Below are 21,332 nucleotides of genomic sequence, written 5' to 3' on the forward strand. Positions count from 1 at the left end.
CTAGTCATTGGACCAGGTGGCTACATAGAGAGTAATGCCATAACCACGTGGCAGCCTGCTATTGCGAGGTGCATCCTGGTTTAGCACCGTGCCTTCTTCTGCTGCACTGGTTCTAACCGCTAAGATCTCTCCTACAGAGAAACCGTCGGAAGTGAGTAGCTGTTCGGCATCCTCTACCGAGAATCCCCTCACATCCGGTACCAGGTTGTAGCGGACCCTTCTGTTCGGAATGCTGGATATGACTTGAGACTCACAACTTTGGAAGTAATTGCCATAACCGCCATAGTCTCCATATCCGTCATAAAATGAGGTCTCCTCGGACCAGTCACTCAGTGAGGGAATCTCACCGTAGCCACCGTCGTCGCACTCTCCGAAAGATGGAAACTCGCTGAATTCCCCGTATTCACCGTAGTCCCCGTAATCTCCATAGCAGTCGTCGTCATCCGGAGTGAAGTGTCGCTCGATCCGATAGTAGTACTGGGTACCGTCAGTGACGCTCTCATCGATCCATACGGAATAGGTATTCTCGGTTTGTGCGATCCAGTTGTATGGACCGTCAAATTGAGTGGACCGGTAGATATCGACTAAGTAGGTTTCGGGATCATAATCCCAGGTCAACTGGATCTTTCGAGATTTGGGCCGGATGTCAAGGTTGGCAACGCAAGCCTGAGCACTGTATATGTAGACTGAATCCGGGCTGGAGGACAGCTCCCCATCGTTTGTAACCAGTTGAACGACGTAATCGCCGGGTTCGTCAATGGTAAAACTTGCCGACTCCGGTTCGTTGGAGATCAACTGCGCTTGACTGTTATCGGGTCGGTCACTGAATGACCATTCAAACTGCAAACTGTCGCCATCCGGATCGGATCCGTAGCCATTAAGATAGATCGTGTCTCCCAGGTACACTTGCCCAAATCCACTCCGGTAGGCCGATGCATAGGGTTTAACATTTTCTGTACTCAAAACGACCAAATCAGGCTCACTGCTATTGGTACCATCCGACACGATCAGTTGAACGACGAATTCACCCGTCTGGTTAACGTAGAAGTACGGCTGAGAGCTGTATCGATTGTACAAGTACGGTTTGTAGCCGTTAGGGGTACTGAGGATGTTCCAATTGTAATTGAGGGCATCACCATCCAGGTCTGAACTATTGCTGCCGTCGAGATAGACATATTGACCATAATCGATCCGCGTATCCGGACCAGCATCAGCATTCGGTACCGAATTGCCGACGAAAATGGTGATTGAATCCGATTCGCTTTGCAGTTGACCATCATGGACGATCAACTCGGCGACGTAGGTACCTTGTACATCGATATCGACGTAGGGGCGGGCACTACCGCTGTTGACGATATCGGATTGGCTTCCTGCCGGTTTTTCAACCAGGTTCCAGTAGTACTGTAGTTCGTCGCCATTTACATCGAAGCTACCTGAACCATCCAATGTGACACGATCATTGATGTGCGCAAGAAGATCCTGACCCGCGTCGGCCACGGGCGGAACATTGGATGCGCTGAGAATGACCTGATCTGTATCAGACCCGCCCGCATCGTCCCGAACTGTAAGCTCAGCTATGTAGGTGCCTTCTGCATCGACAGTAAAAGACGGATTGCCGGCAGACGGATCGTCGAAAGAAGCAAGGCTCCCATCGGGCTGTTGAGTGAACTGCCACTCATAACTCAGCAAGTCTCCATCCTGGTCGTAACTGTTAAGGCCATCCAATTGGATGAGCTGCTGCAGCTGGATAGCCTGATCCGGCCCTGAATCAGCCACAGGGTCACGGTTTGGAACCGATATGGCTACTCGTTTGGGTAAACTCGCATCGTCACCATTGCTGGCGATCAGCTCAAAAACATAGTCGCCTTGCTGGTCAACGATGAACTCTTGGGCCGCAGCGGTCGGATCGGCAATTTCGATCTCCGAGTTAGACGGTTTCTCGACCAAGGTCCATTCATAGGTCAATGGCTGTCCGTCTGCTTCACGACTGGTGCTAGCGTCCAGTGTTAATGTGTCGCCAACGAAAAGAGACCTGGAGTCTCCAGGTTCAGCCACGACATTGAATACTTTGAACAGGTCAATACCAAGAGTGGAGCTTTCACCATTATCAACCAACCGAAGTACACAGGCGTAGTCACCCTGGTCAATACCTGCGGTGCTTCCATTCCAGGCTTCGGTGAGGGACTCCTGGGCATCGATCTGTAGCGTTAATTGTCTGGATTCGATGATGGAGTTGTGAGTTACGTCAAGTATTGATTGCTCAATTTGGGCCGCGGGATAAGTGCTGGATCCAGTGTTTTCGAGGGTGTCAATACAGGTCTGGTCGTCACCTCGCAGTATTTCCTCATGCTCCGCTTGTACGTTGCCTTGGATATCTACGTTACTGTTTGACACTATCTCTATAATGCGACTGTTTACACCGACCAGATCATCATCGTCATCATATACATAGGTCCAAACGGTATAGGTACCGGGAGGGATGTCATCAAGCTGAAACTGTTTCCCAATGGTCGATGCCATTCCGGGCTGTACAGCGGTGATGTCCGATTCCCAGTTCTGAACTTCATTGCCGTTCTCATTGTTAACCTGAATGACAACTCGTCCGCCATTGAACAATTCGTTGCTGGTGACATTCTCCAAATTTACGGAGACTGGTAAGAGGTCGGTTGTGCTGAATTCATCCTGGTTGATGATTTGCCCGTTTCCGGCGTCACTACCTGTCGCTATATCGACTTCCAATGGATAGTCATATTGTTCGTCTCGAACGACCTGAAACTGGTAGGTGGTTTCATTAACCAGGTTGCCTTCTCTGCGCAGACGGGCGATAACATTGTAAGTGCCCGCATACTGATTACCCGTATTCCATGCCCAGCTGGGATTAACAGTGGCACCTGGCTCAATGGAATCCAGTGGAATTGTGGTATCTGCGAGCTGGTGGCCATTACTATCGGTAATTTCCAGTTCAAGCTCTGTTGAGAAAGTAGATCCGGAGAGGTTCTTGACACTGGCGGTTACAACTACGTCCGTATTCGGACCGGTGGTCTCGTTAGAGACTCCGAGGTCAAGATCAAATGCAGACGAGGTCACATTAACATGTTGGGGGCCCAAAAGGACCTGATGCCGGTCGCCCCCCGGGGTATTCACATAAGACAATTCCAAAGAGCGGGTGATCAGTCGCTGCTCATTCTCGCTCGCGCCAATCAGTTTAACGTCATACTGGAGATCGCGAATTTCATTGGAGAGCAATCTGTCGAACCGCCAAGTGACTTCTACGCCTTCGTTCGTTGTGATGACCGATTCCGGGTCGTGGGAAAAGCTGGAATTATCTATAAACAGGCGATCACCCGAGACGCGACTAATGAGCTCGACATCCACCAAAGCGGACTCTACGGGAACTGAAATCGGTTGTTCTCGCGTATTGCCGTGAACATCTCGAACAATCAGGGTTCCCTGACCCGGTATGCTGGGATCAATGAGGCTGATATTGAATCCGAAAAGAGGAAAACGACCGCCCGTGGATTGGGTGCGATGCAAGGAGAGGTTTTCCGAATCTCCGAGCTCGACAACAACCAGACCAAAATCTCTATCTAGAACGCCGTTTGCATTAACATCCTCACCAGCGTCCATTTCGCCATTGTTGTTCGTGTCTTCTGAACGTCCATCGATAATACCATTCGAATTCAGATCTTCACCCGGATCCAGGATTCCATTGGCATTGAGATCTTCGTTATCGGTGGCAGTGCCAACAAAGGTGTGCCCTACATGCTTGAATTCACCGATATTAGGCAAAAATGGATCGGATACCGGGGTGATATCGGAGAACGCCTGGCCGGCAGGGTAACCATAGGAATCGTAGGCATTGAAACCGTAAATGTAGGCTCCGAAAGGTTTATCCGCCGTCAGATTGTGCTGACCGGGTTCAAGCGTTACCTGTCCTCCCAAGAGACTGCTACCAGGGATGGGCGTGAAGTTTGATGTATCGAGCGTTTCATTATCCAGCGAGAGATTTGTACCAGGCTCAATGACTACGTTAACAAAGTTATCGGCAAACCCGTCTTCCGGTGTTGTAAAGAGGTAACTGTCCAGAAATTGCTCGTGGGGCACGATACTCATCATGAAAGGATCAGCTTTCACGCCGTCGGCACCCTGCCCCATCGCATATTGTGCGACATAAATCGGCTGGGCCGAGCGAACGGACGTTGCTCCATCCAATTCAGATTCGAATATTTCCCCTGCGGCAAGAGTAGCCACGACTTCGTTGTTGACGACCACTTCGGTATTGTTTTGAGATGCCATGACTCGGAGAATGTCGCCAGACAGTCGTGTAGCAAGGGGGACGATGTCATAGTTAAATCCCCATTTGTCGACCGGAACCATGGTCTCTACCAAATGGTCGCACCATCCGATCCGTGGGTCTCGAGACGGTACATCGCCACATTCATGTGCACCGTAAACAACAATGGGCTGATTCGAAACAATATGGCTTCCGCTTAAGTCAGCGTCCGCAGTCGCGAGTTGAATGGTCTGGTTTTTATCAAGAGACAGTTCCGTTGGTTGTTGTGCCTGGAATGTATCATTGATGTTGGCAGAAGGAGTGACGATGACCCGGGTGTCGTCTTCTGTCGCAACGATGACAAATTCTGAGGCCAGATTCCAATTGTATCGGTTAAGCCCGTAGTAACTCAGTACATAGTATTCATGACCTATGACCTTTTGGGGTAGCGCCAGGAAGCCATCGGTCGTATAGCGTTTTGCATTCAATCCGTATACAGCGATGTCTTCGGCAGACTCTATGTAAACGGCGAGATCTTTTACGAGCGCATTACCGTGCCTGTTGAGAGCCTGGGGCAGCATATAGCTGGTGACAGCACCGGCGGAAAGCTGAACAGTCTCATTGATCGCCAGTCCCGGAACCGAGATGGTTACTGCGGTATCCGACTCGGAAGACATGTATAGGACGGGTGTCCCGCTTTCACCATGATTACTTGGAAATGCGAGCGTAAATTCCTTTCCCAAAGAGCTTGATTGGGCCAAGCCCATGCCTGGGGTAACGGCCAGGCAGGCCAGAGCGACGGAGCTATTGATCTTATTCACCATGGAACTCCTTTCCTTCGAGCCGAATATTTACCGTTATGGACTTTTCATGTTCAGGAGGAATGAAATAGTCACTCAGTTCCTGATCTATTTCGATTCGGATAGAAGGTTCCGCCTGGATTGCCAGGGTGTCGGCCCTGGAATTCCATGAAGACTCCCAAATCTCGACAGTTAACCGATAATCCCCTTCTTGGAGAACATCCAGATCGTGTGGGAGAAGTTCAACCGTTTTAACGGGCACACCAGATTCGACAAAGACCGATTCCCGTCCAGAAGAATACAATCGCGAGCCCTGCGGGTCTTCGACATGGTATTCGATTTGAAAGTCGGTATCGACATTGCTGCCATTGCTCAGTTGAACGATTGGTGCCAGGTTCCAGGGTTCACCGACTGCAGGTTCCTCTCCATACTCGAGTAGTTCGAACTCCTGGACCTTACGAGTCTGATTGATATCGAATTTTTTAGCCATTTCAAATAGAACCAGATTGTTTGGACCGACTTTCTGGTTTCCGGAAACGACCCGATACACTGCAGTGTATGTTCCGGTGGCTAAATTCGAGGTATTCCAGGAGAACTGAATATCGCGAGTACTGTTGGCGTCTAACTCAAGCCCATTGTTCTGGATGATGTTTCCCGAATCGTCTGTCGCTAGCAGCGAGAGAACGGTATTTTCATCCTGGTTTATTAAGTCCATCTCCAATCCAACACGAGTCGCTGTAGAAAGCTGACTCTCGACGGAGAGAGTTTCATTTACGGTTTGGTACGCATTGAAGGAGCGATCGGTCAGGCTGCTATCGGTCAATACGACGCCTGACCCCGTTGCCGGTACCAATTCGATATTGAACAGCATCCACACAGGTGATTCCAGCCTGAGAAGGTGGGTCCTCGGTGTGTAACCTACGGCGGAAATGAGCAGATCGACATCGCCGGTCGGAAGCTCGCCTAATTGATAGAGACCTTGGCTGTCGGACTGAGCTTGAGAATCACCGTCGACAATCGTAATCGTGGCGTTTTCGATGGCCGTTCCAGTACTAGCGTCAACGACCTGGCCATACAGTACCGGTGATGGCGACAGGCGGCTCATCTCTATTTGATCGAGCTTCAGTATCGTTCCGGCGGTCACGGTCACCAGTTCACTGTACGTTTCAAAGCCATCCGCATCTACTTTTAGCCTATAGGTACCAGGGTCGACACTGTCATGACTAAAGACATAGTCTTGGATACTCAATGAGTATAGTGCTGCATCAGTATCTGTCGCGTGTAGGGAAGCCCCTGTTGGGTTAATGTCAGACTCATTGACAGCATCCACCGCTGAACCGGATATTCCGCCCGGCCTTTCATCGGTTTTAGTTTGCTCCAGCAGTTCAATGTTGAGTAGGGAGCGGTTACCGGCATAGAGAGTGATGTTGCCTTGCTCAGTCAAATAACCGGCCGCCGTGACTTTCAATGATTGTTCACCAATGCTCAGGCTTTCAAATTGGACTTCCCCATTGATGCCCGTTGTCGCCGTTTCAGAATTCAATCCGCTCAGTTCTACAGTGCTGCCACTGATTGGGTCACCCGTGAGCCTGTCGGTGACTACTGCCGTTAGGTCTGCGATGGGGTCAACCCCGTCTTGAGGCTGTGTGGTTTCCTCCAGGCTGCCATCATTGGAAGAATCCTGATCTGACAGTTCAACTTTGGCACTTATGTTATTACCCATAGTGACCGTTAAAGACCCTTCAATGGGGTGAAACCCTGATTTTGTAATGTTGAATCCCAAAGTACCTGATTGTTCGACCACAATAGCGCTCTTTCCGTTCGTATCTGTAAAGTCTGTTCCGCTGTCCGTAGAGGCGGGCAGTTGATACCTGACATTGGCATATTTAATGGGCTGGCCGTCAGTCGTGGTAACCTGGAAGTTTACGGTCGATGTGGACGGTGTATCTGGAAGAGGCTCGGAAGCGTCAGACTTAATGGCACTCAGGGTTGGCGAATAGCGAAGGGTGGTTCCGGCGGTCACAGTAGCGGTTGCAGACGTTGCGCGGTAGCCATCTTTATAGGTCGTGAGTTTGATGTCACCGGGGTCAATCCCTGTCAGCGTGAAATGGCCGGATTCTGAAGTGGTCGCTGTCCAGTCCTGAACCCCTTTGACGTGTATGTCGGCTCCTGCAATAGGTAAGCCTGAGCCACCGTCAGTCACGGTTCCCAGAACAATACCGTTAGCGGGGTCGGGAACCAGCTTTATGGGTGGCAAGTTTGCGATTGCATTTCGGTCGACCGTAACCTGATTCAGGGTTTTTTTCTGGTAACCCTCAGCTTCCACGTCAATGGAGTATTGTCCAGGATCAATATCTTCAAAGAAAAATGACCCGTTCGGGCTGTTGAGCGCATAACTGTTCGATGGGGATGCAATGCTGATGTCAACGTTGTGAACGGGTGTTGCCGTTTGGGCATTTTCCACTGAGCTTTTCAAGCCTGTGGTTTCGCTGTTGGAAGCTTGAATGACGTCGGAATTGAGTGCGCTTAAAACCAGCGCAGTTTCGAAAACACTGTTGTTCCAGCTGCCATCGCTCTGTTGCCTCGCCTCCAGGCGTTTCAGATAAGGTGTGAGCTCGCTGTGATCGGAATAGGTGGGGTAAATCGCAGTGAGTACCGCTGCACTTGTGTGCAGGTCGGACCAAAGACCTGTGGCGGAATCCACCGAGTCCAGTAAGCTATTTCGTGCATTCAGTATGGCGGTATAGACATCTTGTGTGCTGTCGGGAGCCGTTAGCCACAGCGCTCTCACGACCATCGCGGTAAGATATTCGGAGTGGATTCCGTCACTGTATCGCCAGAAACCGTCGTTTCCTTGTGTCGTGAGCAGAAACTCAGTCGCATCGTCAACCACGTCTCCGGCCGTCCGGTCCGAGTGGTAGAGCGCGATTAGGCTGGTCGCTGTATCCGCTACCGTACTTTCGCTCACAGGGCCCGCTCCGAAGCCCCCATCAGAGTTTCTTCTGCTTAGGATTTGATCTACCAGATCACTTGAATCCGCGTCGGTCAGGGCGAGTGCAATCGTTTTTTTAGCAAGGGAGAACGTGTCTTTGTAGCCAGTTTGCGTCAGGATCTGGACGGAGGCATCCAGGTTGGCTTGACCGTTCTGGGTGAGAAAAAAGACGGCCTCTGCGGTAGATGCAAATTCGGATGTGGGTTCTTCATCCGACGCGATATGGCCGCTACCCTGAATCTGAGTCATTAGCCAGCTCTGGCCGAGCTCCACCGGAGTATTGGCCAGGGCCGAGTGAGAAAACCATAGGCCAAAGCTGACCAGGCAGCCAGATACAAACCGCAGGACTAATTTGGAAAACATGAACGTATTTCCTTGTGAGCAGTCTTTTTTTCAGCCGATACATCCTTACCCGGCCGTTTTAATCGGATAGGCTACTAGGCCCTCGTGGACTTCGTACGTCGAGAAGACCTCAGTAGAAGTGGTATGAAGGAGATTGCGAATAGCCCCAGAATTCCCGGTTCGGAGACGGTTACCGGTTCGTCCGGGTCCGGGTAGGCACCATCCGGATCCGAGCTGTAGTGCATAGACCCGTTGAAGTAATAGCCCAGACCACCATCAACATCGTAGTGGTATAAACCGCCTATATTCTGATCGCTGATCTCGAACGAGAGTTCAAAAAACTCGCCTTCTTTCAGTTCGGGTAAGTAAAAACCCAAGGCCAGTGCTGTATCATCTTCGATGTTATTCATACCGTTGGTATTGTCTGGTGTGGCCCCGTCATAAAGGTTATCCAGTAGGTCACCGAAGATGAATCCCGGTTCATCGATTTCCCATGAGTCAGCTTCCGTATTACCGACATAATACCCTGACTCATTAGTGAAGGAATTTGAATGCTGATGAATTTCAGCGTCGAGATAAACGGCTGTTGAGAGGGCGGAAAAGTCCGTGCTGGTTGTGTTGGTGATTGTCCAACCGAAGGTTCCCAGGTTATTGCTGTCGAGATTGTAAGAAAAGTCGACACCTAAACCTTCATCAGCGAAATTGGAATAGGTATAGCCCAATTGTCCGTCTTCAAGAGTGTAGCCAATGGTATCGGTGTAGTTAAAAAGTGTCAGCTCTTGAATAATTAGCGAGGCACTGGCGCTTTGCGTCAGCGAAAAGGCGAGTAACAAAAATGGAATTGTTTTTTTCATTATTTCTTCCTTGATTGAGGTTACTGGGGGCCTACCTTACACAGTCAGAATGGGAACATGAACACAAAAATAGAAGTAAAATCACATATGTGTGATGGAGTTCACAAAACAAGTTTGACGTGGTGTACCCCAGGATATGTCTTTCTGCCCAATTTTTAACTTGGTTCTTACCGAGTTCTGCAGGAGTAACACTTGATAAATCGACAACCCTGACAACCATAGACAGCCTTCCCGAGTTGCGAACTACTCAGGAAGGCTTTTAGCCGCTATTCCACCGCTTCCCACGAAAACATCCCATCATAATCGGCACAGTTCGCGACCGCCTCCGCCGCCTCATCAATGTACACCTGCTGTTCGGCCGAGACGGGATAGGTCAAATACTGAGAGCACTGGGCGCTTTGCCCATTCCCAACCACCACTTTGGTGCCAGGCGTCAGCGTGCAACTGACCATCTTGTCCAGCGGTGACCATTGATAGCAGATTTCATAGTCTTCGCGATAATCGGCCACTCTACCCGAGGGTTTATCAAAGGCCCACCAGTTGCCCAACCGACTGCCCGGGTTGGTGCTGTTCCAGGCGCGGTAGATCTGGATACGGGTTTCCTCCAGGGCGACATACACCTGGCCCTGGCACAGTTCACCCTCGTTCGGCGCACCCAGGGCCTCGTTCAATAACGCCGGGTCGGTTACCGGCTCGAACTGAGTGCTGAGGTGTGGAGGTATGTCCGTACTCCCTTCGCACGCCTGTGACACGGTCGGATCTGTTTGTGTCGGAAAACTGGAGCACCCTGCAAGGATGATGGTCAGTGTGCTGATTATTGTTGCTCTCATTGCCTGTCCTTTTCTGTTGATCGGTTCAAACGGTTTGCACGTCACCTTGTGCACGCGTTGCCCAAAACGGGCATTGTGAAAAACGCCTTGGCCCGGCATAGGTGCGTTGCCAGTGATCCAGATACCGTCGCTGAACAGCCTGCATTTCGGTTTGGAACGCCCGTAACGCGTCGTTGTTTTCCGGGAACCCGTTGCAGATGGCCTTGTGGGCGCTGGCCGCCGTCGCCAGGGCGTGGAACAAGCCCTGGGATGAGATCGGGTCGAACGTCATCAAGGCATCGCCGATGGCGAGGAACCCCTTGTCCGCGCTGGCCAGGTTGTCGATTTCCAGCAGGGCGGTCCCGGCGGGGTGGTTGTGGACCGGCGCTAATTCACGTTCGCCCAACACCTGGGATAACAACGGCTGCCGTCGGGCTCGCTGCTGAAAGGCTTCGGGGACGTTCAGCTCACGCCGAAGTGGGTCGTTGATATCCAGATGATACGCCAGCACCCTTTTCTCACTCGGCAGTTTGACGCTGTACCACCAACCATGGTCGTCGGCGCAGGTGCGTAAACTGGCGTCGTGATCGTCCGGTCGTGCGGGCAGGATGCTGTACAGACAGACCAGCGGGTCGTCCGCAACCCGGGTTAGGCCGAGCCGGTGGGCGATGCCGCCGGAACGGCCGGTGGCGTCCACCACTATGGGCGCGTGGTGGGTGACGCCTTCGAACGGAAGGTGCACGCGCCAGCCGCTTGCGTCCGTGGTGATGTCCATGCGCCGACAGCCGGTTCGCAATTCAGCCCCGGCTTCTACCGCGCCGTCACGCAAGAGGTCATCGAACGCTTGCCGGTCCAACACCCAGCCCGGCCCTGAGGGGGCGGTTATGGCATCCTGCCAGACCGGGGTGTCGCTGTCCCAGGTGGACACCGCCGGCCCCCGTTCCCGATGCGGGCCGGACAGGAATCGCTCCAGCAGGCCCAGTTCCTGAAGCAGAACGCGCGCCGCCCCAGGGAGGGATTCACCAATGCGCGGCGCTTTGGCCAGGCGCGAACGCTGCTCCAGCATCAACACCCGGTGGACGGGCGCCAGCCTTCTCGCCAACGCGCAGCCGGCGACGCCCGCCCCCAGGATGATGGCATCCCATCTTGGGTTATGCATGCTTGCTACCAATCTTTGCCAGTGTTTATCGGTCGGGTTTCTGGCGCATAGCAGCATGGCGCATGCCGTGGTCGGTCAGGTGTCGCTCTTCGGGGGTCATGGCTTCGCCGCCCCGGTCTTCCACCTGCATGACGGGTGGAAAATCCGGGTCGTCTTTTATACCCGGGCGCACCTCGACAATGCCCATGTCGTCGAAGTGGTCGATCATGTTCGCCAACTGGGTGTCGTAACCGACGCCCAATGTGCGGTCCCAATCCGCGCGTTGATTGAAGGCTTCGAGACGCTGCTCACGGGGGAGGTCGGTGTTCATGACGGTGTCGTAGTTCTTCTTGCTGAGCACCTGGTTGGGAACGCGCGCCGGCCAGAAGGTGGGCAGGTAAGGGTCGTACTTCGGGTCGTAACCGGAGCGGCAACTGGCCGTGTCGGTTTGCCAGGGAATGGCCATCCACCGGGTAATGGACCCGGGGAATTGCGCATAGAGCGGGCCGTTGTACGAAAGCGCCTCCGACGGGGTGAGGGTGGTGCCGTAGTCCGGTTCGGGGTTCGATGGGTCGCGGTGGCGCCAACGAAAGGGCTCGCTGTACATGGTGGCGTGTCGCACGGGCCAGGTCATCTCGCAGCCGGGGTGGAAGGCATCCGCCAGGCAAAATTCCAGCTCGGCCCGGTCGAGCATGGCGGGTTGCTCGGCGACGGGCACCTCATCGATGGACCTGGGCGTTGACGGTGGCGCGTCCGGGTCGAAGTCCGCCTCGAATTCGCCTTCCGCCCAGCAGTCCAGCATGGCCAGTTGGGTTTCGGTGAGGGCGTTCATGGCGTTGACCAGCGGCGGCATGGGCACATCCATGGCATCGCCGTAGATCCACGGCCAGAGATTCATCGACACTTCTTGGTCCGCCGGGTTCCGGAACGCATGGACGACGGTTCGACGCAGTTCCTTATAGGTGTTCCCCGGGTGCGCCAGTTGGCGAAGGTAGTGCGGGTCCAGAAAGTGCTGCGGCATACCGAAGCCGAACCCGGCGGCAAAGCCTGCATTCATCCATTGAAGATCGCATAGGGCCGTGAAGATGGGCAGAATATCGTGCTGGAACGACGGCCGGGTCGGCGCCGGTAACTGACCGGCCTGAACCGCCACATCCGTCATCAGGTCATACATGGTGCGGATGGTTTTTTGTTGCGGGCCGTAGTTCGGCGGGGCCACCACAACCCAGGCGGGGGCGACCTCCAGTTTCCGGCCGTGCAACGTCACCGAGGCCGTGACCGGCCCGTCGCTGGTGTCGTCGTACCAGCCATCGTTGTTGGCGAACGTGGTTGGCGCCTTGTGCTCGTAATTGGCGGATTGGCCCAGCCCGCCAAAGGCTTCCAGACGGCCCACCTTATCGGTGCGCAGTTCACCGAGCGGCACCTCAATGCCCATGAACGAGCCCCCGGTAAAATGGTAGTCCGGCCCTTGCGTTTCCGGTGTGCTGATGGAACGAGGCCCCGGTTCAATGGACAGAAGGCCGCGGTCGGTGATGTCCGCATTGCGCCGCGTAGACGGCGTCGCCGTTTTCGCTTCGGGAATGTCCAGCGCGATTTCAAAGTCGTACCAGGCGGCCTTGTGGTTCGCCAACTCGACGCGCCATTCAATTTGAGTGTTGTCGTCCATGGTCAGTTCACGAACGACGTCGCCATTGGCGTTGTAACCGTACAACCGGAACTGGGCGACTTCGCGTTTCAGGGCGCCGGTGGCATCCCGATACGCCCCCGGTTCCTTGGGTGGCGGGTTCGTCACTTGCGGGCCGATGTAGTAGCCGTCTTCCTGTTTGGAATTGCCGACGCGGGCGATGCCGATGGCGGGGTGGATCTTGGCGTAGACGATGGTCTCGTCCGTCGTATCACGAGTAGTCATGGTGGTTATTCCTTGGGTGATTCAAACAAAGTCCCTGCGCTCGTTTTTAAGGGCAGTGAATGGAGTGTAGAAGGGGTGGGGGAGTTGGCAAGGTGGTTGTTGGTTGAACCTTCGGCTCTGATAGAATGAAGAGAGGTATTGGAATTTCGGTGTACCTACAGCGCGACTGCACAGCCATGATCATCGAAATAATAAATATCTTCATGTTTGAACCCCCAGTTCTGGCCGGTTTTTCTGATATGGGGTTCGAAGGTAAAAAACCTGACGCTACCCAGCTTCTCGTGGCAATTGCGATCAATGAACCGCCTATCGGATGGCTGTATTTCTATGCTGTGACCTAGATTTTGAAGGAAATCCAGATTCTCATACCCATATTGCCGAATACGAGCATTGCCGTATTCGAATAGATCGGAAAACCGGGTGTCTGTCGTGGCGAACTCGATCATATCGTTGTGCAGCTGCCGCTGTATCGCGAGACCTTCCGAAAACTCCCGTCGCGCAGGGTAATGGGCGACTATGCCTTCCTCTACGACATAGGATCGGGCGCAATCGCCCCAAGCATTCCCTATTCTAGGGCTGAGATCCACGGTAACCAGGTTGACCTCTCCTACCGGCTCGGTCGCTGAAATGTAGTCTTTACCGGATATCGAAAGACAGCTTCTACACCCCAGTAGCACAAATGCCGGGACATCGTGATACCAAGTGTCGGGTGCTCCGAAATCTGCCAATAGCTCTGCGGCCTTCCGGGCAATGGACTGTTCGGTAGACTCGGCAGTGATGAACCTTCCGAGCCGAGAATGAACTTTTTTGGCTATTCCCTGTACGTGTTGGTAGTCTTCGAATTGTTCCATATTAATCTCTGCACATTAGTCCCAACATCACTCCAGTATAGCGAGTGACGTCATAGTGACCGCTTTGCCGTACCTTAGTCGAGCAAGACTATTTTAAACAGTGGAAGCTGTCTCCCAGGCACACTCTGAGAAGCCCGGTAGCCGACAAGCTGTCCGCCCGCTGCCAAATAGAACTGTTCGGCGTGCGGGTCGCCTTGTATCAGCAAGATGTGGCCGCCCAAGCCGACGACTGTGGACTTGGCATGCTCGATTAGCGTACGTCCCACGCCGGTTCCGATGTGGCTTGGCTCCACAAACAGTGCTTCTAGTTCGAACTCTTTGTCGGAAATGAGCTCAACCGCGTAGAACCCCACTATTTGGTGGTGGCGTTCTGCAACGACGAAGGTGAATGCTGATGCCGCAATTTGGTCAGCGGACCAATTGAGTTCATCTTTGCATAAGCGCATGAACTCCGCTGAATACCCCCAGTATGCTTTGGAGCGTAATGCCAGGGCGCTGAGCAGATGCGCCTCTTCTGGTTTCGCCGGTCGGATTACCATCAGCTATGTCTGCTATGTTTACTTGTCTTAGATGAACCACTAAGCATTAACCAACTTACCCCGAAAACGCATCGCGCTTCGGGGTAAGTTGGACTTGCCTCGTTCGGAAGTTGTGTTTAATAATACTTTCTACATTTAAACAACTTATCCAGACACCGGGCTATTACTTACCACCTTTTGATGGGCCGTTGCCACGACCACCGCCGGATGGGTTGCCTGACGTTGAAGGCCAATTACCGCCTGGCCCTGGGTGACTTGAAGGTCCACGACCTCCGCTTTTACCACCTCCGCCTTTACTACCACCACTACTTTTAGCCATGAGTTACTCCTTTGACATCGCCGGATTCACGAGAATAGAGGCACCAACTCCCGGCATGCATTGATACCTCTAACGTTTGAACTAGAGTAGAGATCCGTCAGGGCGATCGAATCGGGCGCTGATTGTATGGCACCAGCAATGCCAGCTTTTCCTGAAGCTCCAAGCGAATCTCATCACGACATTTCCCATGATGGGCCTCTCGGTGATGATTTGGACAAAGCGCAACAACGTTTTCTACAGAATCTGGCCCATTATCATGCAATGGAATGACGTGGTGAGTTTCCAGGTACAAACGACCATTTGCCATAGTAAAACCTTGTGCACCGCAGTATTCACACTTTCCATTTGCACGTACCAAAACGTACCTGCGAACTTCAGCTCGTCGGACAAATGGAAATGACTTTGTTTCACATCTTTTCGCATCCCTTTCTACAGGGGGAGCTAAATCAAACTGATCGACGAAATTATCAGAATCACTGCCCAATCCTCGCATAAGTGTGGTTTTCCCTGTTTCCACACGGTATTCCGAAACATGCCATGGCTCAGGGTCTAAGGACCGAAACTGTACTTTAGAAGCCTTGGAGTTAGGGTCATTTCGAATCCGCCTGGTTCCATCACAAAGGATCACCCGAACTGGAAGGTTATTCAGATATGCCTCTTGGATTGCCTCATCCATTTCCTTTGCTCGACGGACGGTAACGCCCTTCTCCCTCTTGGCGAATTCTCGCGGATTCAGCTCGTTTATGATGCCTCTGCTTGTTTCTTCCAAATCGTTATGCCAGAGGTTTAATACGACAATCTCGTTTAGTTTGACGAACGACCAGTTGTAGCAGTATTTTGGATTCGAAGCGGCGCTTGAGGCGTTGCCTTTCGATTCTTCCCAGTCACTGACATCTATGCCCGCGTCTCGAACCAAGTCATATACTCGGTTATGACTCGAAGGTTTGATCTCATCAAGAAATGGCACTTGCGATCCCCTCTTTGTCGAATTTAGAATGAATCAGATAATATGCCGAACGAGATCATCAACGGATGCCCTACTGAGCAACCTAGTCAATGCTCTGTTGGTTTGCCCACTCTACCGGTAGAATGCCCATTTTCGATGCAAAAATAGTAGTAGATCCTATATGGATTGCCAAAGTATTCGTCTTCATTGTGCGACCGGTTAATGATCGTTCAAACGCCGTTCCTATTGTCGGTAGTGGTTATTTCTCGAATTAAAAACTCTTCAAGAGCGGCGGCTTCGAATGAGGTTTCTTTAGGTACCCCAACAATCCAGACGTACCGTGGCTGAACCGTCCATTGGTCGTGCTTTAATACACACTTTTTGTCAGGGCCGTATTGACAATAAGAACTCAGGCGAACACTCACTGAGCTCTTCATAGATGATTTGCCGATATAAATTACGCGGCCATGAACATCTAGGAAAGTGTAAATTCCTGCTTTTCCATTGCTTGGCCAAGTGTCATTCCACCGATGCTCAGCTTTAAGTACGCCATCGTCTCGCTCCGGAAATAGATCGTATAGAGGCCCAGAGCTGAACATATCCATCCCAGGATGCCGGTAGCGTGAACAATACTCGGCGACCTTAGCTTTTAGATCATTCAGTGTTCCTATCATAGAGATCCTATTAATACCTAACCACACGGGAGCGTTTTTACAAGTGTTCTGCCGCCGCAGGCGGAGAAGTAGCACGTATGGCTATTAGTTGTACATTTTCAGTAGCTCATTGGCTTTCTCTCTAGTCTCTCTGGGCACCAAAGGTGAATCTGAACTTACAATCTTTTTGAGAGCTTTTTCTGCCAAACCAGCTGCGATAATACTTCGAGCATGACTAGTACGAGAAACGCACGATTTTTCGGTATAATCCGATTCAGACATTAGCTTCTTAATCACATCTTCCCTGGATGTGGTAGGTGAAGCAAATTCATCGAAATACTTCACAAAGCAGGATTTCCCGACTGATTGCAAGTTTCTCATGAGCTGTTCGTCATTCATTGCTTAACTTAACCTCAGATATACATAAAATATTTGAAAACGTGATATCCATTGTCGCAGTGCCCGTCGTTGTTAAAGGCTGAGTTCGTATAAAATGGCCACAACTTACCTTACATACTTATTGGTGGTTATCAGGTTTTGATTTTTCAATTGCCTCGAACCCTAAAAACGTGAGTTTACTTAGCGCCGAGGCGACGCTTACCGTAAGCAATACATACACCCAAGGCAGCCAAGAAAGAAAAGAAATGACAATGCCGACGAAAAAATTAACAAGTGCAAGATTAAAAGCCGAAACAAATAGAGGCAGGATAATGGACTGATTGTCCTCGGGTGGTCCAATAAAAAAGAGCGATATGGAGGTAGCGAACACCGAAAACAAGAAAGATCTAAGCAAAATGCCAATGAGCGAGTAGTCACTCACCCAGGCAACTCCTAGTAAGTCCAAAATCACAAAGTTAGAGCACATTAAAGCGATGACATAGAACCCGATTCCGCCAAAATGCTCGTAAAACCACTTTAGTGTCTCTGAAGGTATCATTTCCTGAGTATATCCTCATAACGCTACTTTTCATCGTCACCGTAGCCCTGCACCACGGTTCTCACAGCGAGTCCCGGAGCGCTTCTGAGGCTCATAGCAAACCGAAAAAAACGTCTCACTAGACGAGTATCCGTAACATCAGTGTATTCCCAACGCGTATCCCAGAAAATATCCGGAATATGCGTCGCACGTAAGTCCATGTGTAGGCCATTTTGTGACGGAGCGCAAGGTTTGAAGCGGCGTGGGTTTCACATCTGTCCGCCCTGCTCCAGGTGGACCATTAACGGCTGAAGAATGGTTGAAAGATGAGGTTGGTCCGTGATCAAAACAGCGCGCAAAAATCACCCAAAAACCGGTTGATTTTAACGGTGGTTCATGCGTGAATAGACGGATGCTCTCTGCGTTCAGAGAGCATGAATTGGAAGTAGAACGCTTAACAACGAAAGGTCGCACTATCGACGTAGTTGATCAATAAATAAGCGCTACCTCCGGGTGTTGGAGCACCCGAAGGCAGCTGACCAAAGCAGACTGTACAGGAGTCCACAATGGCTGATCGCAATCATACGCCAGAATCCCGCTCGTCCCAAGAAAGTCAAAACAGTTATCTCACCATCCTGTCCCATCCCGTCCGCCGACGGGGCGATTTCTATTCCCTGAACGACCTGCACGAGGCCGCCGGTGGCGACCCTGGGCATCATCCTGAGCGGTTTTTGGAGTCGCCGCAGGCTCGGGGTTGGTTGGCGGGTCTGGGTGGTTCTGGGGAAGAAAAAGAAGGTCGCGCACGGAGTGCGCTCCTACGGGATTCAGTGTCCGTGTTTGCCCGGCGGGAGTTGGTAGAGGCGTATTCGCTTTGGGTCGGGTCCCGGTTTGCGTTGGCGGTGCTGCGGGCCTTGGGCGAGCAGCCCGGGGCGGCGATGTCGGGTGGAGAGCCCGCTACCCGGTACGATCTCGGTTACGTCCGGGACCTGCGCTGGGATGACGACCGCGCGGGCGATATCGCCTGGTGGGAGTTCGACGGGCAGGATGGCCTGACGGCCGAGGAAGCCGCCGGGCGCGGGCGGGATTTCTTCGAACAGACGCGGCGTCTGGCCCGTATCAACCCCGGGGATGCCGAAATGGCCCTCAAATACAGCCTGATGCGGCTGACGGAGCGCGGCTTTCCCGGGTGGGATTTCCGCTATTGCGAAATGGTGTTCTGCGAGTGGCTCAGCCGGGCCGCCGTCGCCTGGATGGCGTCGAACGGCCCGGAGGCGTTGCCGCTGTCGGCGGAGTAGCATCGTGGCGCCGGGGCCGCTGGCTCCGGCGTCGTTTTCCCCGGTCACGTTACATTACTATCGTTCACCTTCCAGCTCATGCCATACCCGGAGAATGATGATGACACTCGCATGTACCGAGTAGCGGACAACGTAGTTGCCGAACACCATGTCGCGGACTGAATCAGGCACGGGTGCCATTTCAACCGCTGTCCCCATCTTGGGAAAGTCTGGTAGCAATTCGATTTTGCCGACCAGCTCCGCGGCTATCCTGCCTGCCGCAGTGGGATTATGGTCGGCGATGAACTCCCTGAGGCGTTGCAAATCTTCAATGGCTTCGTCCGTGTAAACCAGTTTCACTTACCGGACCTCGGTGCATCCTGCTCGTTTTCGGTTCCCCAGCTATTGAGCCAGCGATGGACCTCGCCGGCATCAACTACCTTGCCCTGGGCCGCAGACTCCATTGCCTCCAGAGTTTGCTTCCAACGTTCTTGCTCAAGCTGTTGCTTTTCGATGTATTCCGACAGTGCCTGGTTAATCACCCAACCTTTGCTCCGGTGAAGCCTGTTGGCGATGGCTTCCAGGTGCTGTTCAACGTCTGCCTGAAGGCGAACAGTGGTGACACTCATGGACGTACCCTCAAATTCGGTGACTACAATGTATTACAGCATAGTTGACGCGGGTGCGCCAAACAATTCGACAGCTGTATTTTCGCTACCGGTGTGCCTTAATCCGGCTGTAACCCAGCAACCACAGTACTTGCAACGAACCCCGGTCGCGTTACAGGGTGTTTCTGTTGGCCTGGAACGCGCGATAGAGCCGTTCCGCGAGAAAGACCAACCCGACCAATGCCCCCACCACCACGGAGAGCAATAGGCCGTCCAGCAGCGTAATGAAGTAGACCTGGAAAAAGCCACGCTCCGGCATCAACTGGCTGACCACAAGGGTCGCCCCGATGCCCGCCCACACTTCCAGCACCGGGTAAAACTGGGTCAGGGCTTTCAGCCCGGTGGCGATGTTCAGCCGGCGCACAAAGGCGTGCCGTTCCTGTTTCAACGCCCAGCCTTCCAGCGCCATGTAGAGGCCAATGAAGGTGAACACCCCCATCACCATGGCGACAACCTCGACCGGTGGCCGTTCCTCCGCCAGGGCGAAGAAAAAACTGATGGCGGCGTTCAGGCTAACAAGGAGGGTCCATTTGGCGAGCCGTTTGATCATGCATCTCTCTCTGGTGTGACCGGTGAATCGTTCAGGGTGTGTGCCCGGAGTCGGGTGGCGCCATCTTCCCATTTGCGGAATTCAAACAACAGCGGTTTGTTGTAGGCATTCAGCCAAAAATGACAACGGGTGATGACAAAATGTGATGAATGCCTGTTTTATTGCACTGATATGATCCTAAATCGGTTTTTGGGCTGATCTATACGATGTTTTCTGGTATCTATCCCCTCGGCGAGCCAGGACGTACGCCATGGACACGGACATTCACGACCAGGGATACCCATGAGCACCCAGAGGGACATCGCCCAACTCCCCGACGACGCCAAGAACTTTCTGCGCCGACAAGGCATTTCACTGAACCCCTTGGTGTGGCACGCCAGTTACCGCTATCCAGATGACGCCAAACGGTTCGAACCGGAACGCACGCACCGGCGGTTTTATCTGCTGAAAGGCAACACCGGTTTCGAATTCCTCACCCGGCATTCGAACCACAAGCGCGGCATCGTGTACGCCATTCACCGCAGCGAAGGCATCGGTGGCCCCAAACCGGCCGCGCCGCGTGTGGAACTGAACCGACCGAAAGCGGAGGTGATTGAAGACACGCCGTTGCCGGACGGTACGCCGGGCGTGGAGCCGGAGGTGACGCCCGAGTTCTACGCGCAGCTGCGGTTCACCTACCCGGATGGTTCCGGCGTGGTCGCACCGTTCACCATCGAGACCGATACCGAAGCGTTCGAAGGCCGCCTCATCGGTGGCGACACCCGCAAGCGACCGCTGAGCAAGGCGGGCACGGTCACCTACACCGTCGGCACACCGGTCTCGACGGAAGCGTGGCAAACCGAGCTGGACCGGTTGGAAGCCCACTGCCAAACCCTGGCGGATGCCCGGGATGACACCGGCGATACCCAACACATCCCCAACCGGCTGCAACCGCTGCACCTGATTAACACCCGGGTACTGACACCGGGCGACCCGGCCGACATGCCCACCGAGCTGTTCAGCGCGGGCTACCCCTTCGCCACTCTGTTCGACACCGCCGCCCAACTCTGGGAACGCCAAACACAGCGACCGAACCGGTTTGTCGATGGCTTTCGGGAGCGCTGCACTATAGAACCTGGAACACTGAGCCAGCATCTCGGGTCCAGCCTGGGCCTGTCCACCCGGACGGTTCGCATCGACACCGTCTCCAACAGCCTGCTGGACCTGATCCACTTGCTCAGTGACGACGCCGTACTGGAATCGCTGGTCACCCTGGCAACGGACTGGGACTATGCCGAACCGGAGGCCTGGGCCTTGGAAGCGGCCCTGGTGGCCCTGCTGAGCCAACGCTGCTCTGTCGCACCATCATCCCAGGCCGGCAACCGGTCGCCTTACCACGGCGTAATGGCGGACATCGGCCAAAGCCTGACGCAATTGGCCGAGTGGATGCGCCAACAGGCCAAGGTACTGACCCAGTCCGCGCCGGACTCGCAATTGGTCACCGCCACCCTGCAAGTACC

At 53.2% G+C, this 21,332-nt stretch carries 15 protein-coding genes; 2 read left to right on the forward strand and 13 right to left on the reverse strand.

The features are described from left to right. The 10 genes from IE111_RS22995 to IE111_RS23040 all read right to left on the reverse strand — a co-directional run bounded on the left by IE111_RS22995 (position 1) and on the right by IE111_RS23040 (position 16,446). Positions 1-5,097 (reverse strand): PKD domain-containing protein, encoded by a 5,097-nt coding sequence (locus IE111_RS22995; RefSeq protein ID WP_189613343.1) that lies wholly within the window; start codon positions 5,095-5,097, stop codon positions 1-3. Next, the gene (locus tag IE111_RS23000) at positions 5,087-8,428 is read right to left on the reverse strand and encodes a carboxypeptidase regulatory-like domain-containing protein (protein WP_189613345.1); all 3,342 of its coding nucleotides are present in this window, start codon (positions 8,426-8,428) and stop codon (positions 5,087-5,089) included. Before IE111_RS23000 ends, IE111_RS22995 begins: the two co-directional genes overlap by 11 nt. A 74-nt stretch (positions 8,429-8,502) precedes the next feature. After that, entirely contained in the window at positions 8,503-9,261 is a 759-nt protein-coding gene (locus IE111_RS23005; RefSeq protein WP_189613347.1) for a hypothetical protein, read from the reverse strand. 266 nt (positions 9,262-9,527) lie between these two features. After that, complete coding sequence (locus IE111_RS23010) at positions 9,528-10,091, reverse strand: hypothetical protein (RefSeq protein ID WP_189613349.1); 564 nt, start codon at positions 10,089-10,091, stop codon at positions 9,528-9,530. A 25-nt stretch (positions 10,092-10,116) separates the two neighbouring features. Then, complete coding sequence (locus IE111_RS23015; protein ID WP_189613351.1) at positions 10,117-11,229, reverse strand: NAD(P)/FAD-dependent oxidoreductase; 1,113 nt, start codon at positions 11,227-11,229, stop codon at positions 10,117-10,119. Positions 11,230-11,254: 25 nt separating this feature from the next. Continuing rightward, a complete protein-coding gene (locus tag IE111_RS23020; protein ID WP_189613354.1) occupies positions 11,255-13,117 on the reverse strand; it encodes a LodA/GoxA family CTQ-dependent oxidase in 1,863 nt (620 codons plus the stop codon). A gap of 155 nt (positions 13,118-13,272) precedes the next feature. After that, positions 13,273-13,968, reverse strand: coding sequence for a M24 family metallopeptidase (locus IE111_RS23025; protein ID WP_189613356.1), 696 nt, complete (start codon positions 13,966-13,968; stop codon positions 13,273-13,275). 74 nt (positions 13,969-14,042) lie between these two features. Next, positions 14,043-14,507, reverse strand: coding sequence for a GNAT family N-acetyltransferase (locus IE111_RS23030; RefSeq protein WP_189613358.1), 465 nt, complete (start codon positions 14,505-14,507; stop codon positions 14,043-14,045). Positions 14,508-14,923: 416 nt separating this feature from the next. Continuing rightward, entirely contained in the window at positions 14,924-15,793 is an 870-nt protein-coding gene (locus IE111_RS23035) for an HNH endonuclease (protein WP_189613360.1), read from the reverse strand. 209 nt (positions 15,794-16,002) lie between these two features. Beyond that, the gene (locus IE111_RS23040; RefSeq protein ID WP_189613362.1) at positions 16,003-16,446 is read right to left on the reverse strand and encodes a GIY-YIG nuclease family protein; all 444 of its coding nucleotides are present in this window, start codon (positions 16,444-16,446) and stop codon (positions 16,003-16,005) included. 1,461 nt (positions 16,447-17,907) lie between these two features. On the opposite strand from IE111_RS23040, the gene IE111_RS23045 reads away from it, so the two are divergent. Then, entirely contained in the window at positions 17,908-18,636 is a 729-nt protein-coding gene (locus tag IE111_RS23045; RefSeq protein ID WP_189613364.1) for a hypothetical protein, read from the forward strand. 57 nt (positions 18,637-18,693) lie between these two features. Here the strand turns inward: IE111_RS23045 and IE111_RS23050 are convergent, their stop codons facing one another. The 3 genes from IE111_RS23050 to IE111_RS23060 all read right to left on the reverse strand — a co-directional run bounded on the left by IE111_RS23050 (position 18,694) and on the right by IE111_RS23060 (position 19,833). Then, positions 18,694-18,975 (reverse strand): type II toxin-antitoxin system RelE/ParE family toxin, encoded by a 282-nt coding sequence (locus IE111_RS23050; RefSeq protein WP_189613366.1) that lies wholly within the window; start codon positions 18,973-18,975, stop codon positions 18,694-18,696. Further along, positions 18,972-19,244: a CopG family ribbon-helix-helix protein gene (locus IE111_RS23055; protein WP_189613367.1), complete on the reverse strand. Its 273-nt coding sequence runs from the start codon at positions 19,242-19,244 to the stop codon at positions 18,972-18,974. The genes IE111_RS23050 and IE111_RS23055 overlap by 4 nt, the downstream gene beginning before the upstream one ends. A 151-nt stretch (positions 19,245-19,395) precedes the next feature. Further along, positions 19,396-19,833: a hypothetical protein gene (locus IE111_RS23060; RefSeq protein WP_189613369.1), complete on the reverse strand. Its 438-nt coding sequence runs from the start codon at positions 19,831-19,833 to the stop codon at positions 19,396-19,398. Between the two features lie 282 nt (positions 19,834-20,115). On the opposite strand from IE111_RS23060, the gene IE111_RS23065 reads away from it, so the two are divergent. Continuing rightward, the coding region (locus tag IE111_RS23065; protein WP_189613371.1) for a hypothetical protein at positions 20,116-21,332 on the forward strand (1,217 nt) is incomplete at its 3' end.

Source organism: Saccharospirillum salsuginis (assembly GCF_014651855.1).
In the GTDB taxonomy this organism is placed as follows: Bacteria; Pseudomonadota; Gammaproteobacteria; order Pseudomonadales; family Natronospirillaceae; genus Saccharospirillum; species Saccharospirillum salsuginis.